Consider the following 12891-nt stretch of genomic DNA (forward strand, 5'->3'; position numbering starts at 1 on the left):
CTTCCCGCTCAGCGAGCCGTCGACGTGTACGGCAGCAGCGCCATCTCGCGCGCGTTCTTCACCGCACGGGCGATCTGGCGCTGCTCCTGGACGGAGACGCCGGTCACGCGACGCGCGCGGATCTTGCCGCGGTCGGAGATGAACTTGCGCAGCAGCGCGGTGTCCTTGTAGTCGACCGACTCGATCTTGGCCGACTTCAGCGGGTTGGACTTCTTCTTGGGCTTGCGCACCACAGGCTTCGCCATGGTGTTGCTCCTCTACAAGGTGCGATCCCCGCGCGCGGTCCGCACCGACGAACGGTGCGGCACCCGCGGGGACGGGTGTGTGTTCTGGGAGTGGCGGGCGATCAGAACGGGGGCTCGTCGGAGAACGAACCACCGGACGACGCGGGGCCAGCCGAGGCCCACGGGTCGTCGCTCTGCTGCTGACCGCCGCCGGAGCTGAATCCGCCGCCGGAGGCACCGCCGGAGTTGGCGCCACCTCCGTAGCCGCCACCGCCGCCGAAGCCGCCGCCACCGCCACCCGAGCGCTGGGCGCGGGTGACCTTCGCGGAGGCGTAGCGCAGGGAGGGACCGATCTCGTCCACCTGCAGCTCGACGACGGTGCGCTTCTCCCCCTCACGAGTCTCGTACGAGCGCTGGACGAGGCGGCCCTGCACGATGACGCGCATGCCCTTCGTCAGCGACTCCGCGACGTTCTCCGCGGCCTCGCGCCAGATCGAGCAGCGCATGAACAGGGTGTCCCCGTCCTTCCACTCGTTCGACTGGCGGTCGAAGGTCCGCGGCGTCGACGCCACCGTGAAGTTGGCCACCGCCGCACCCGAGGGGGTGAAACGCAGCTCCGGGTCTCCCGTGAGGTTCCCGATCACCGTGATGACGGTGTCACCTGCCATGGCCAGCTCCTTCGTGTGTCGTCAGCATCGTCGCGTTCGTGCTCGTAACGGGTCTCGCGTCGCTCATCCCATCACGCGGCGCCCACACGCGCTACGGCGTGCAGCATCCCGGTGCGGGACGGTCGGACGGGGGACGCGGGGAGGATCAGCGAGCGTCCGTGCGCAGGATCTTGGTCCGCAGGACGACCTCGTTGAGGCCGAGCTGACGGTCCAGCTCCTTGGCGGTGTCGGAGGTCGACGTGAAGTCGACGACCGCGTAGATGCCCTCGGACTTCTTCTTGATGTCGTACGCCAGGCGGCGACGACCCCAGATGTCCACCTTGTCGACGGAGCCGCCGTCGGTCTTGATGACCGACAGGTACTTGTCGAGCGACGGGGCGACGGTGCGCTCCTCGATCTCGGGGTCGAGGATGATCATCAGTTCGTACTGACGCATGCGGATAACCCACCTCCTCTGGTCTTCGCGGTCACGGTCTCTCCGTGACAGGAGGGTTCATGCATTCGTGCTGCTGCCGTCCGACGAGCGGACGGCAGCTCCCCAGGGTACCCGCTCGGCGCGGGCCCCTGGAAATCTGCGGAACAGCCGGGCGTCAGCCGCCCTGGCCGGGGTTCGTCCCTCCGCCACCGCCGCCACCGCCGCCACCGGGACCCCCGCCGCCCCCGTCGCCGGGGTCGGGCGTCTCGGTCGGCTCCTCGGTCGGCTCCTCCGTCGGCTGCTGCCCCGGGTCGACGCCCTTCGAGACGACGAGCGAGATGGTCGATCCCGGTGGGACCTCGCTCATGGACGACTGGCTGATGACGAAGCCGCGTGGCTGCTGGTCCGAGAACTCCTCGGTGATCCGCACCTTCAGGCCGGCCGCCTCGAGCTGGGCGCGCGCGGCCCGGCTCTCCATGCCGACGACGCCGGGCACCGTGACGTTCTCCGGCTGCTGCGGCTCCTCGGGCTCCTCCGTCGCGGGCGCCTCCTCGGTGGGCTCCTCCGTCGGCGTCTCTGTCGGAGTCTCCGTCGGCTTCGGCTTGGGCGGCGTGTACGGCAGGAACTCGCCGACCGGCAGGTTGGCCGTCGCGGCCTGCATGTACGAGGTCCACGCCTCGACCGGCCACGAACCACCCGTGATCTCGGGATTGTTCATGTTGGCCCACTTGCCGAACGGCGTGATCTGCTCCTGCTCGTTCTCCGGCCCGGTCTGGTAGAGACCGACGACGGTCGCGAGACCCGGCGTGAAGCCGGCGAACCATGCGGACTTGTTCTCGTTCGACGTCCCGGTCTTCCCCGCGGCGGGACGACCGAGCGCCTTGGCCGGCTCCCCGGAGCCCTGCTCGACGACCTGGGACAGCGCGTACTGCGTCGCCGCCATCGTCTCGGTGTCGAACTCGGCGGTCCGCTTGTCGGCGCCCGGCGCCTCGTACTTGACGTTCCCGCGCGCGTCGACGACCTTCGCGACGATGTGCGGCGTCGCCTTCTGCCCACCGGCCGCGATCGTCGCGTAGGCGTTCGTGAGCTCGAGCGGCGTCACCGTCGCGGTGCCGAGCACGTTGGACGCGTTAGGTGCGACCTTGCCCTTCGTGATGCCCAGTCGGGTCGCGACCTCGGCCGTCTTGTCCGGGCCGGTCTCGATGTTGAGCTCGGCGTACACGGTGTTCACGGACTGTGCGGTCGCCTTGACGAGGTCGATGTTCCCCCACGAGTGGTCGCTGAAGTTGCGGACCTTCCAGTCGCCGCCGTCGTTCGCTCCCTCGAACGTCATCGGCGAGTTTCCGTCGTACCGCTCGTCGAGCGTGTGGCCGTTCTCGAGCGCCGCGACGAGCGTGAACGGCTTGAAGGTCGACCCGCCCTGGGCGGCGCCGAGCGTCGCGTTGTTGTACTGGTTCTGGAGGAAGTCGGCGCCGCCGTACAGCGCGCGGATGGAGCCGTCGTTCGGGTCGATGGACACGAGCGCCGCGCGGAGGTTCGGGGAGACGGGGTTGTCGTCGCCGCGGCTCTCCTGGGGCAGCGTGTCGATGGTGTCGACCGCGGCCTTCTGCATCGCCGGGTCGATCGTCGTGGTGATCTGGTAGCCCTTGCTCGTCAGGTCAGCCTCGGAGATGTCGATGCCCTCGCTCGCGAGCTCCTTCTCGACCATGGCGAGCAGGTACCCCGTCGGCCCGGCGTACTTGTCCGACTTCACGTAGGGGATCGCCTCCGGGAAACCGGCCCCGATCGCCTCGTCGTACTGGGCCTTGTCGATGTGCCCGTCCTTGAGCATGTTGTCGAGGGACCGCTTCCAGCGGTGCTCGGCCTGCTCGGGGTTGTTCGCCGGGTCCCAGTTGGTCGGGTTGGGGATGATGCCCGAGATCATGGCGGCCTGCGACACCGTGAGGTCGGCCGCGTTCACGCCGTAGTACTTCTGCGCGGCCGCCTGGATCCCGTACGCGCCGCGACCGAAGTAGATCGTGTTGAGGTAGTTGCCGAGGATGACTTCCTTCTTCTGCTGCTGCGTGATCTTCAGCGCGAGGATCGCCTCGCGGGCCTTGCCCGCGTAGTCCGTAACCGTGTCCGTGTAGTAGCGCTCGACGTACTGCTGGGTGAGCGTCGAGGCGCCCTGGCGGCCGCCACCCTTGAGGTTGTTGTAGAAGGCACGCGCGATGCCACGGAAGTCCACGCCCGAGTTCGTCCAGAAGGTGCTGTCCTCCGAGGCCACGACGGCGTTGCCCACGTAGTCGGGCAGCGTCTCGTAGTCGACGAGGGTGCGATCCTCCGAGGCGTACTTCCCCATCTCGGTCGTCCCGTCGCCCCAGTAGACCGTCGAGGTCTGGGCACCCACGCTCGGGAGCTTCGTCGGGACGTCGGTCGTGACCCACGCGGCGACGAGCACGCCTGCGACGAGCGCGACGCCGGTCAGCATGGTGCCGACGACGACGCGCCAGGACGGCAGCCAGCGGCGGAAGCTCTTGACGTGCGAGCGGGGGTAGTTGAAGAACCGACGGCGCCCGCGGGGGGTCGTCCGTCCGTTCGTCCTCGTGGATCGCGCCACGGTCTACCTTCCTCTGGGGGGCAACGGGAAGCCGGTTCCACGTCGTCCGCGGACCTGCTCGTGGCCCGCCGCGAGCGGACCGCCTGCCCGACGGCGCGTCCCCGCCTCGGGCGCGGGACGTCGTCGGGCACGGGGTCGGCACACGCCGGACCACCCTGAACAATAGGGCGTCGCCCTGTCGGGACAAGGGTCTGCGGCACTGACAGCGCGATCGTCCGCCATTGATTCGCCGCGGCGTCCCGCCGCCTCCGCGGGTCCTTCACATCTGTGGCGCGATGCGCGACACTCCCCGAAGATTGCACGACACATCGAGACGACCTAACCTGTCGATGTATCGACTCGATACATCGAGTCGACCTCAGGTCACAGCGAGCTCGCCAGGGCACGCCCGAGGAGCGTCAGGAGGTGGGTTCGTGCGCAGCAAGACACCGGTGCTCGAGACCGCGATCCTCGGCCTCCTCAAGGAGTCCCCGCTGCACGGGTACGAGCTGCGCAAGCGGCTCAACCTCATGCTCGGGTCGTTCCGCGTGCTGTCCTACGGCTCGCTGTACCCCGCCCTCAAGTCGTTGGTGGCCCGCGGGCTCATCACCGGCACGGAGCAGTCCGCGGCGCAGTCGACGCTCGCGCCCGCCCTCTCGGGCAAGCGCGCGCGGATCGTCTACGAGCTGACGGCCGAGGGCAAGGAGCACCTCCAGAGCGTGCTGGCCTCGTCGGGGCCGGCCGCGTGGGAGGACGAGAGCTTCGACGTCCGGTTCGCGTTCTTCGCGCAGACCGACGCCGAGACCCGCATCCGCATCCTCGAGGGCCGGCGCACCCGGCTCACGGAGAGGCTGGAGGCGGTCAGGGAGTCCGCGGCTCGCACCCGCGAGCGGCTCGACGAGTACACGCTCGAGCTGCAACGTCACGGACTCGAGCAGGTCGAGCGCGAGGTGCGCTGGCTCGACGGTCTCATCACCACCGAACGCGACCGGAGCTCCGGGCACTCCCGGAGCACCACCCGTGCGCGGACCAGCAGCACCCCGCATCCTGCGGAACCATCCGAGCAGGAGCCCGACGGCGCGAGGCGTCCCGAGGACCCTGGAACAACGAACACCAAGGAGCGAGGATGACCTCCATCCGCGTCGCCATCGTCGGCGTAGGCAACTGCGCATCGTCCCTCGTCCAGGGCGTGCACTTCTACCGTGACGCCGACCCGAGCAGCACCGTCCCGGGCCTCATGCACGTGCAGTTCGGCGACTACCACGTGTCGAGCCTGGAGTTCGTGGCGGCGTTCGACGTCGACGCGAAGAAGGTCGGGTTCGACCTCTCGGAGGCCATCAACGCCTCGGAGAACAACACGATCAAGATCGCGGACGTCCCGCCGCTCGGCGTGACCGTCCAGCGTGGCCCGACCCTCGACGGCATCGGCAAGTACTACGCGCAGACGATCGAGGAGTCGGACGCGGAGCCGGTCGACGTCGTCGCCGCGCTGCGCGAGGCCCAGGTCGACGTGCTCGTCTGCTACCTCCCCGTCGGCTCGGAGCAGGCCGCGAAGTTCTACGCGCAGGCCGCGATCGACGCCGGCGTGGCGTTCGTCAACGCGCTGCCCGTCTTCATCGCGTCCGACCCGGAGTGGGCCGCGAAGTTCGAGGAGGCCGGCGTCCCGATCGTCGGCGACGACATCAAGTCGCAGGTCGGCGCGACGATCACGCACCGCGTGCTCGCCAAGCTCTTCGAGGACCGCGGCGTCGTGCTGGACCGCACGTACCAGCTCAACGTCGGCGGCAACATGGACTTCAAGAACATGCTCGAGCGCGAGCGCCTGGAGTCCAAGAAGATCTCCAAGACGCAGGCCGTGACCTCGAACCTCGAGGGCCCGCTCGGCGGCAAGAAGGAGGACCGCAACGTCCACATCGGCCCGTCGGACTACGTCGCGTGGCTCGACGACCGCAAGTGGGCGTACGTGCGCCTCGAGGGCCGCGCGTTCGGCGAGGTCCCGCTGAACCTGGAGTACAAGCTCGAGGTCTGGGACTCCCCCAACTCGGCCGGCATCATCATCGACGCGGTGCGCGCCGCGAAGATCGCCAAGGACCGCGGCGTCGGCGGCCCGATCCTCTCGGCCTCGACCTACTTCATGAAGTCCCCGCCGGTCCAGATGGAGGACACGAAGGGCCGTGCGCAGCTGGAGGCCTTCATCGCCGGTGAGGTCGAGCGCTGATCCGGAGTGCAGCGAAGGTTGGGAGCCCGGCACGCTTTTCGCCGGGCTCTCGGCCGTAGCGGAGCGCAGGACCAGCGCGACCGAAAGGGTCGAGCGCTGATCCGGAGTGCAGCGAAGGTTGGGAGCCCGGCACGCTTTTCGCCGGGCTCTCGGCCGTAGCGGAGCGCAGGACCAGCGCGACCGAAAGGGTCGAGCGCTGCTCCGGAGCGCGACGGAGGTGTGAAGCCCGGCGCGTTCGGCGCTGGGTGACGACGGGCGAGGCCCCTGCCGGTGATCGGCAGGGGCCTCGCTCGTGTGCTCGTGGTGCGGTGCGTCAGGCGCAGGGGCTGCCCGCGTCCCAGGCGCCGTGCACGTCGGTGCCGGGCCGGGACCCGGTGGTCCACCACTGCGCGGTGTAGTTCACGCCCGCGCGGGTGACGACGTCGCCCTTGGTGTAGGTGCGGCCGGCGTCCCAGGCGTCGCCGCAGGCGGGTGCCTCTCCCGCCGGGGCGCTGCCGGCACCGCCGATGGCGCGCCAGGGGCCGTTCGGCTGGCCGGGCTCCTGGTTCCGGGTCCACCAGGCGGCGCGATACTCGACGCCGTCGTGGTAGACGACGTCACCCTTGGTGTACACGCCCGACGCGTACCAGGGGGCCGCCGCGTCGGCGGGGACGAGCGGGCCGGGGGTGGCGCTCTCGAACGTGCCGCGGAGGGTCCCGAGGAGCTCGTTGTCGTCGTCACCGGCGAGGTCCCAGAAGTAGCCGCCGCCGTAGCCGTGGGTGGCGAGGTACTCGGCCTTGGCCGTCACGGAGCGCGGGGTGTCCGCGCTCCACCACTCGCCGTCGCCGTAGAAGTAGCCCTGCCCGGCGACCTCGTCGTAGTACTCCGGGAGGCCCTTGGCCTTGATGTCGGAGTAGTAGGTGAACGGGAGGGCGCCGTCGGCCGCGGCACCGGGGGTCGGGTCGGTGACGTTCTTCCAGCCGTAGCCGTACGCGGCCATGCCGAGCACGAGCTTCTCCTTGGGCCACCCGGCCGCGTGGTACGCACCGAGGACGCCGTCGGCGGCGAGGCCCCAGTTGGCCGGCTCGCCCGTCGTCGGGTCGTCGTAGACGTGCAGGTTGCCCTGGTGGCCGGTCCGGGTGGTGTTCCAGTCGCCGTGGTAGTCGTAGCCCTGGACGTTGATGAAGTCGAGCGCCTCGACGAAGCGCGGGTCGAGCCAGCCGCCGTAGGTGCGCGGGGCCCAACCGGCCGGTGCGAAGCCGGTGATCTGGTAGTCCTGGCCCGTCTCGGTGCCGAGCTCGTCGAGCTCGGCGCGCAGGAGCTGCGCGAACTGGACGAAGTTCTCCGCGTCCTCCTCGGGTCGCGGCGTGGGGTGCTCGCCGGTCGCGCCGGGCCACTCCCAGTCGAGGTCGACGCCGTCGAAGATGCCGGCGGCGACGCCGTCGCCACCCTTGGTGCCGTTCTCCGCGTCCTGGACGACGGGGAGGTTCCCGCGGAAGTACACGTCGAGGCAGGACTCGACGAGCCGCTCGCGGTTCTCCGGCGTGGACACGGCGTCGGAGAAGTTGTCCGACCAGGTCCAGCCGCCGAGCGAGATGAGGACCTTCAGGCCCGGGTTGGCCTCCTTGAGCTTCTTGAGCTGGTTGAAGTTCCCCGCGAGCGCCTGGTCGGCGGTGTCCGCGACGCCGTCGACGGCCTGCCCGGCCGGCTTGAGCTGCACGTAGTCGTTGAGGGGGTCGCCCTCGAGCCCGCCGTCGACGGGGTCCTCCCGGTCGGTGATGTCGCAGACCAGGTCGGTCGTGACGTTGCCGAACGCGTAGTTGAGGTGCGTCAGGTCGGACGCCGCTCCCGTGCTCTGAAGGTCGGCGACCTGGTAGCCGTCCTCGTTGCCGGCGTCCCACGCGGGGTAGTAGCCGACGGTCTTGTAGCCGTTGGCGCCGTCTCCGCCGGCCGTCGCGGGTGCGGCGTGCGCCGCCCCGACCGTGCCGGCGACGAGCGCCGCCGTCGCTGCGAAGGCGAGCCCTGCGGCTGCCGTCCTGGGGGTTCGTGTCATTCGAGAATGCCTCGCTGCTTCTCCGGGCCCGGCCTCTGCGGCGGGTCGTGACGAAAAAGCAAAGGTAACCTTCCTAATCATTCTTGCCCAGAGGGTTCCCAGGATGCGAGAACGGCGAGTCGTGGCCCGGGTCGGCCGACGTCGGCCCGTCGGGTCGTGCGGACCACCTAGGGTTGGGGGGTGAGTGTCGTCGCCGAGCTGCGAGCGCTGCTGCGGCTGCGCGGGTTCCGCAGGCTGTTCGCCGTCCGCCTCGTCTCGCAGGCCGGGGACGGCATGTTCCAGGTCGGCCTGGCGTCGCTGCTGTTCTTCTCGCCCGAGTCGCAGGGCACGGCAGCGGCGATCGCGGGCGCGTTCGCGGTGATGCTCGCGCCGTTCACGATCGTGGGGCCCTTCGCGGGCGTGTTCCTCGACCGCTGGCAGCGCCGACAGGTGCTCGCGTGGGGCAACGCGGTGCGCGTGGTCATCACGCTGGGGATGGCGGCCCTCATGCTCTCGGGCGGCGTGAGCGGGTGGATCTACGCGCTCGGCCTCGCGGCGCTCTCGGTGAACCGCTTCCTCCTCGCGGGCCTGTCCGCGGGCCTGCCCCGCGTCGTCGACGGCCCGCTGCTCCTCACCGCGAACTCGCTCACGCCCACGCTCGGCGCGGGCGCGGCGTTCCTCGGGGGCGGGATCGGCCTCCTGCTCGGGCTCGCGTTCGAGCCGGGCCGCGTCAAGGACTCGTCCGCACTCGTCTGCGCCGCGCTCGTGTTCGGGATCGCGTCGCTCCTGGCGCTGCGCCTCGGGCGCACACAGCTCGGTCCGGAGCACCCGGCCGAGGCCGCGATCCGGTCGGAGATCGCGCGCGTGGCGCGCGGGCTGGCCGACGGCGCCCGGTACCTGGTCGCACGGCGCACCCCGGGGCAGGCGCTGCTCGCGATGGCGACGCACCGCTTCCTCTACGGGGTCGTCTTCATCGCGTCGATCCTCATCTCGCGGAACCTCCTCGACCCGGGGAGCCAGACGGCCGGCATGGCGACGTTCGCGATCGTCGTCGGGCTCACGGGCCTCGGTGGCGCGGGCGCGATGGTGCTCACCCCGACGCTGTCCCGCTACACGGGGCCGCAGGTGTGGATCGCGATCATGCTGCTGCTCGCCGCGGCGAGCCAGCTCCTGCTCGTGACGACGCCGGAGCGCGCGGTCGTGTACACGGGCGCGGCGCTGCTCGGGCTCGCCGCGCAGGGCACCAAGATCGCGGTCGACACGATCGTCCAGCGCGACACCGACGACGCGTTCCGCGGTCGAGCCTTCGCCTTCTACGACGTCCTGTACAACGCGGCGTTCGTCGGCGCGGCCGCCCTGGCGGCGTTCACCCTGCCGGACACGGGCTGGTCGCGCGGCGTGTTCGTCGCCCTCGCGGTCGCCTACGCGCTCGCCGCCCTCGTGATGTGGACGCGCGGGGCACGGACTCCGGCCGGGGTGGGGGACGCCGTCGGGCACGACGGCGCACGGCCGGCCTCCGAGGCCGCCGCACCCGGCCAGGGCTCGGCCACCGGCGACGGCGTCCCGGCCGCGCGGCCCGGCGACTGACGGGGCGCAGCCGCCCGACGGGCTCAGCCGAGCTCGGTGGCGAAGGTCCGGAGATCGTCCACGATGAGCTGCGGTTCCTCGAGCGCGGCGAAGTGCCCGCCGCGCGGCATCGTGGTGAACCGCCGGACGTCGAAGAACCGCTCCGCGTACTCGCGCGGCGGCTGCGAGATGTCGCGCGGGAAGACGGCGAGCGCCGTCGGCACGTCGATGCGGACTGACCAGCCGGCGTCGGCACCCTCCCCGCCCGACCATGCTCCGTCCGCGCCCTCCCCGCCCGACCGTGCGGCGTCGTCCCCGGAGTCACCCCCTGCCTCAACGCCCCAGTCGCCGTCGAGCCCCTCGTTGTAGAGGCGCATCGACGAGCGGATCGAGTTGCCGAGCCAGTAGAGCATCACGTTGGTGAGCAGGTCGTCGTCCGACGGCAGGGTGTCGGAGAGGTAGCCGAAGTGGTCGACGAGCCACGCCGCGAGGCCCACGGGCGAGTCGCTCAGGCCGTAGGACAGCGTGAGCGGGCGCGACGACTGGATCCCGACGTACCCGCCGTGCGTCTCGCCCCACGCGTCGACGGCGGCGAACATGGCGCGCTCCCCCTCGCTCGCCGTACCGCGGTCGACGAGGAACAGGTTGGGGAACGGGACGTCGGTGAGGTGGAGGCCGACGACGCGGTCGGGGTGGGCGCGCGCCACATCCTGCGCGACGACACCGCCCCAGTCGCCACCGTGCACGAGGTAGCGGTCGTAGCCGAGGCCCTCCATGAGGCTCGCGACGACCTCGGCGCTCTGGGCACCGCTCACCGTCCCGGCATCGGGCTGCTCCGAGAAGTCGAAGCCCGGCAGCGACGGGACGACGACGTCGAACACCGGCTCGTCGGGGCCGACCGCGGGATCGCGGCCCGTGAGGCGGTCGACGACGTGCGCGAACCGGTAGAACGAGTCCGCCCAGCCGTGCAGCAGCAGGATCGCTTGGGCGTCCGGGCGCACCGCACGCTCGTGGATCGCGTGGAGGTCGCGGCCGTCGACCGTGGCCACGACGTGGTGGAGACGGTTGAGTCGCGCCTCCTGCGCGCGCCAGTCGTAGCCGTCGAGCCAGTGCGCGACGAGGCGGCGCATCGTCGCCACCTCGGTGCCGCGCTCCCAGCCGCGTTCCTGGAGCTCGGCGGGCCAACGGGTGCGGGAGAGGCGCTCGCGCAGGTCGTCGAGCTCGGCCTGGGGGACGTCGATCGTGAACGGTCGGAACTCCATCAGGGCCTCCGGTGTCTGGGTGGTGGGTCCGTCCTCGACGCTAGGCGGGGTAGCGGTCAGCTGCCGTCCTCTTCTCGTCGCTCCTCCCCGCCCCGCGACCGTGGCGTTCTGCTGTCGGCAGCACCGATGAGTCCGCGAGCGAAAAGAGGTCGTCACGTCGGGCGGGAATAACGCAGGATGGTGGATGGTCGTACAGGGTACGGATCGACGTGGCTGGGCCGCGCCGATCGGCCCGGGCCCTCCCCTCCCCGTGGCCCGCCGACCGAGAACCGACACCGTCGTCGCGTGCACCGCACGCGACTCCCGTGCTGCCCCCACGCAGCCCGCCCTGCCCCGACCGGGTTCGACCATGTGCCCGGGCCGCCACCGACGCGAGCGGAGACCCCCGTGACAGCCTCCCCCACCCACGACACCTCGGCACCCGTCGACCGGCTCCCCCGGGCGGACTTCCTCGTCATCGCGCTGCTGCTCGGCTCCGCGTTCGTCGTGATCCTCAACGAGACGACCATGAGCGTCGCGCTGGCACCGCTCATGGAGGACCTCGGCATCACGGCGAGCACCGGGCAGTGGCTGACGACCGCGTTCATGCTGACGATGGCGGTCGTCATCCCGGCGACCGGGTTCCTGCTCCAGCGCCTCGGCACGCGAGGGGCCTACCTGCTCGCGATGTCGCTGTTCAGCGCCGGCACCCTGCTCGCGGCGGTCTCGCCCGGCTTCGCGTGGCTGCTCACCGGCCGCGTCGTGCAGGCCTCGGGCACGGCGATCATGATGCCGCTGCTCATGACGACGATCATGACCCTCGTCCCGCCGACGATCCGCGGCAAGGTCATGGGGAACATCTCGATCGTCATGGCCGCGGCGCCCGCGCTCGGCCCGTCGCTCTCCGGCCTCATCCTCAACTCGCTGAGCTGGCGGTGGGTGTTCGGGATCGTGCTCCCCATCGCGCTCGTCGCACTCGTCCTCGGCTTCCTGTACATCCGGGACGTGGCCGACCGTACGCACTCGCGGCTCGACCCGTTCTCGCTCGTCCTCGCGGCGTTCGCTTTCGGCGGGCTCGTCTACGGGCTCTCGAGCATCGGCGAGGCGGCGCGCCACACGCCCGTCGTGCCGCCGGCCGTGCCCATCGCGTTCGGTGCCCTCGCGCTCGGCGCGTTCGTGTGGCGCCAGCTCGTCCTCCAGCGCGAGGACCGCGCGCTGCTCGACCTCCGCGTGTTCACGCACCGCGGGTTCAGCGTGCCGCTCGGCATCATGGCGGTCGGCATGGTCGCCATGTTCGGCTCCCTCATCCTCCTGCCGCTGTTCCTCCAGGACGCGATGGGCCTCGAGCCGCTCGCGACCGGTCTCATCGTGCTCCCCGGCGGGCTCCTCATGGGTCTGCTCGGCCCGACCGTCGGCCGGCTCTACGACCGGGTGGGTCCGCGCCCGCTCGTCATCCCCGGCGTGAGCGTCGTCGCCGTCGCCCTCGCGGCGTTCACGACGATCCACGCGGACTCGTCGCCGTGGTTCGTCCTCGCGCTGCACGTCACGCTGAGCCTGGGCCTCGCGTTCATGTTCACGCCGCTGTTCACGTCCGCGCTCTCGGCGCTCGAGCCGCACCAGTACTCGCACGGGTCGGCCTCGATCGGCACCGTGCAGCAGCTCGCGGGCGCCGCCGGCACCGCCATGTTCGTCGCCGTCATGACGACCCGCTCCATCGCCTACGGCGAGGCGGGCGCGTCGCCGCAGGCCGCGCTGGCCGAGGGCGTCGGTGACGCGTTCGTCTGGGGCACGGCAGTCATGCTCGTGGCCGTGGGCCTCTCGTTCCTCCTGCGCCGCCCCGCGCCGCAGGTCCACGGCCCGGGCCACGGCCCCGCGCAGGACCGCACGCAGGACGCGCCGGTCGAGGACGCGCGCACCGAGGACGTCAAGGTCGAGGCCGCACTGGCCACGGACGACGTCTGACCCGTCAC

General features: G+C 71.0%; 10 protein-coding genes. 4 read left to right on the forward strand and 6 right to left on the reverse strand.

The window, feature by feature from the left end:
- Positions 1-8 precede the first annotated feature (8 nt).
- The 4 genes from rpsR to A0J59_RS01390 form a co-directional block, all read right to left on the reverse strand.
- The gene (gene rpsR / locus A0J59_RS01375; protein ID WP_021481584.1) at positions 9-245 is read right to left on the reverse strand and encodes a 30S ribosomal protein S18; all 237 of its coding nucleotides are present in this window, start codon (positions 243-245) and stop codon (positions 9-11) included.
- A gap of 101 nt (positions 246-346) precedes the next feature.
- A complete protein-coding gene (locus A0J59_RS01380; protein ID WP_047230913.1) occupies positions 347-892 on the reverse strand; it encodes a single-stranded DNA-binding protein in 546 nt (181 codons plus the stop codon).
- Between the two features lie 145 nt (positions 893-1037).
- Entirely contained in the window at positions 1038-1328 is a 291-nt protein-coding gene (gene rpsF / locus A0J59_RS01385; protein ID WP_172819989.1) for a 30S ribosomal protein S6, read from the reverse strand.
- Positions 1329-1482: 154 nt separating this feature from the next.
- Positions 1483-3906 carry a transglycosylase domain-containing protein gene (locus tag A0J59_RS01390; RefSeq protein ID WP_064314989.1) on the reverse strand — a complete coding sequence of 808 codons (2424 nt, stop codon included), beginning with the start codon at positions 3904-3906 and terminating at the stop codon, positions 1483-1485.
- 413 nt (positions 3907-4319) lie between these two features.
- Between A0J59_RS01390 and A0J59_RS01395 the strand changes: the two genes are divergently transcribed.
- The gene (locus A0J59_RS01395) at positions 4320-5015 is read left to right on the forward strand and encodes a PadR family transcriptional regulator (protein WP_047230910.1); all 696 of its coding nucleotides are present in this window, start codon (positions 4320-4322) and stop codon (positions 5013-5015) included.
- Positions 5012-6103, forward strand: a complete 1092-nt coding sequence (locus tag A0J59_RS01400) for an inositol-3-phosphate synthase (protein WP_047230909.1) — start codon at positions 5012-5014, stop codon at positions 6101-6103. The genes A0J59_RS01395 and A0J59_RS01400 overlap by 4 nt, the downstream gene beginning before the upstream one ends.
- Positions 6104-6416: 313 nt before the next feature.
- Here the strand turns inward: A0J59_RS01400 and A0J59_RS01405 are convergent, their stop codons facing one another.
- Positions 6417-8135 carry a glycosyl hydrolase family 18 protein gene (locus A0J59_RS01405; protein WP_064314990.1) on the reverse strand — a complete coding sequence of 573 codons (1719 nt, stop codon included), beginning with the start codon at positions 8133-8135 and terminating at the stop codon, positions 6417-6419.
- A 180-nt stretch (positions 8136-8315) separates the two neighbouring features.
- Between A0J59_RS01405 and A0J59_RS01410 the strand changes: the two genes are divergently transcribed.
- Entirely contained in the window at positions 8316-9701 is a 1386-nt protein-coding gene (locus A0J59_RS01410; protein WP_047230907.1) for a hypothetical protein, read from the forward strand.
- Positions 9702-9724: 23 nt separating this feature from the next.
- Here the strand turns inward: A0J59_RS01410 and A0J59_RS01415 are convergent, their stop codons facing one another.
- Positions 9725-10942 (reverse strand): epoxide hydrolase family protein, encoded by a 1218-nt coding sequence (locus A0J59_RS01415; RefSeq protein WP_064314991.1) that lies wholly within the window; start codon positions 10940-10942, stop codon positions 9725-9727.
- Between the two features lie 387 nt (positions 10943-11329).
- Here A0J59_RS01415 and A0J59_RS01420 point away from each other — a divergent pair, with 387 nt between their 5' ends.
- Positions 11330-12883, forward strand: coding sequence for an MDR family MFS transporter (locus A0J59_RS01420; protein WP_255364865.1), 1554 nt, complete (start codon positions 11330-11332; stop codon positions 12881-12883).
- Positions 12884-12891: the final 8 nt, after the last annotated feature.

Source organism: Cellulosimicrobium sp. I38E (genome assembly GCF_001647255.1).
Lineage (GTDB): Bacteria > Actinomycetota > Actinomycetes > Actinomycetales > Cellulomonadaceae > Cellulosimicrobium > Cellulosimicrobium cellulans_E.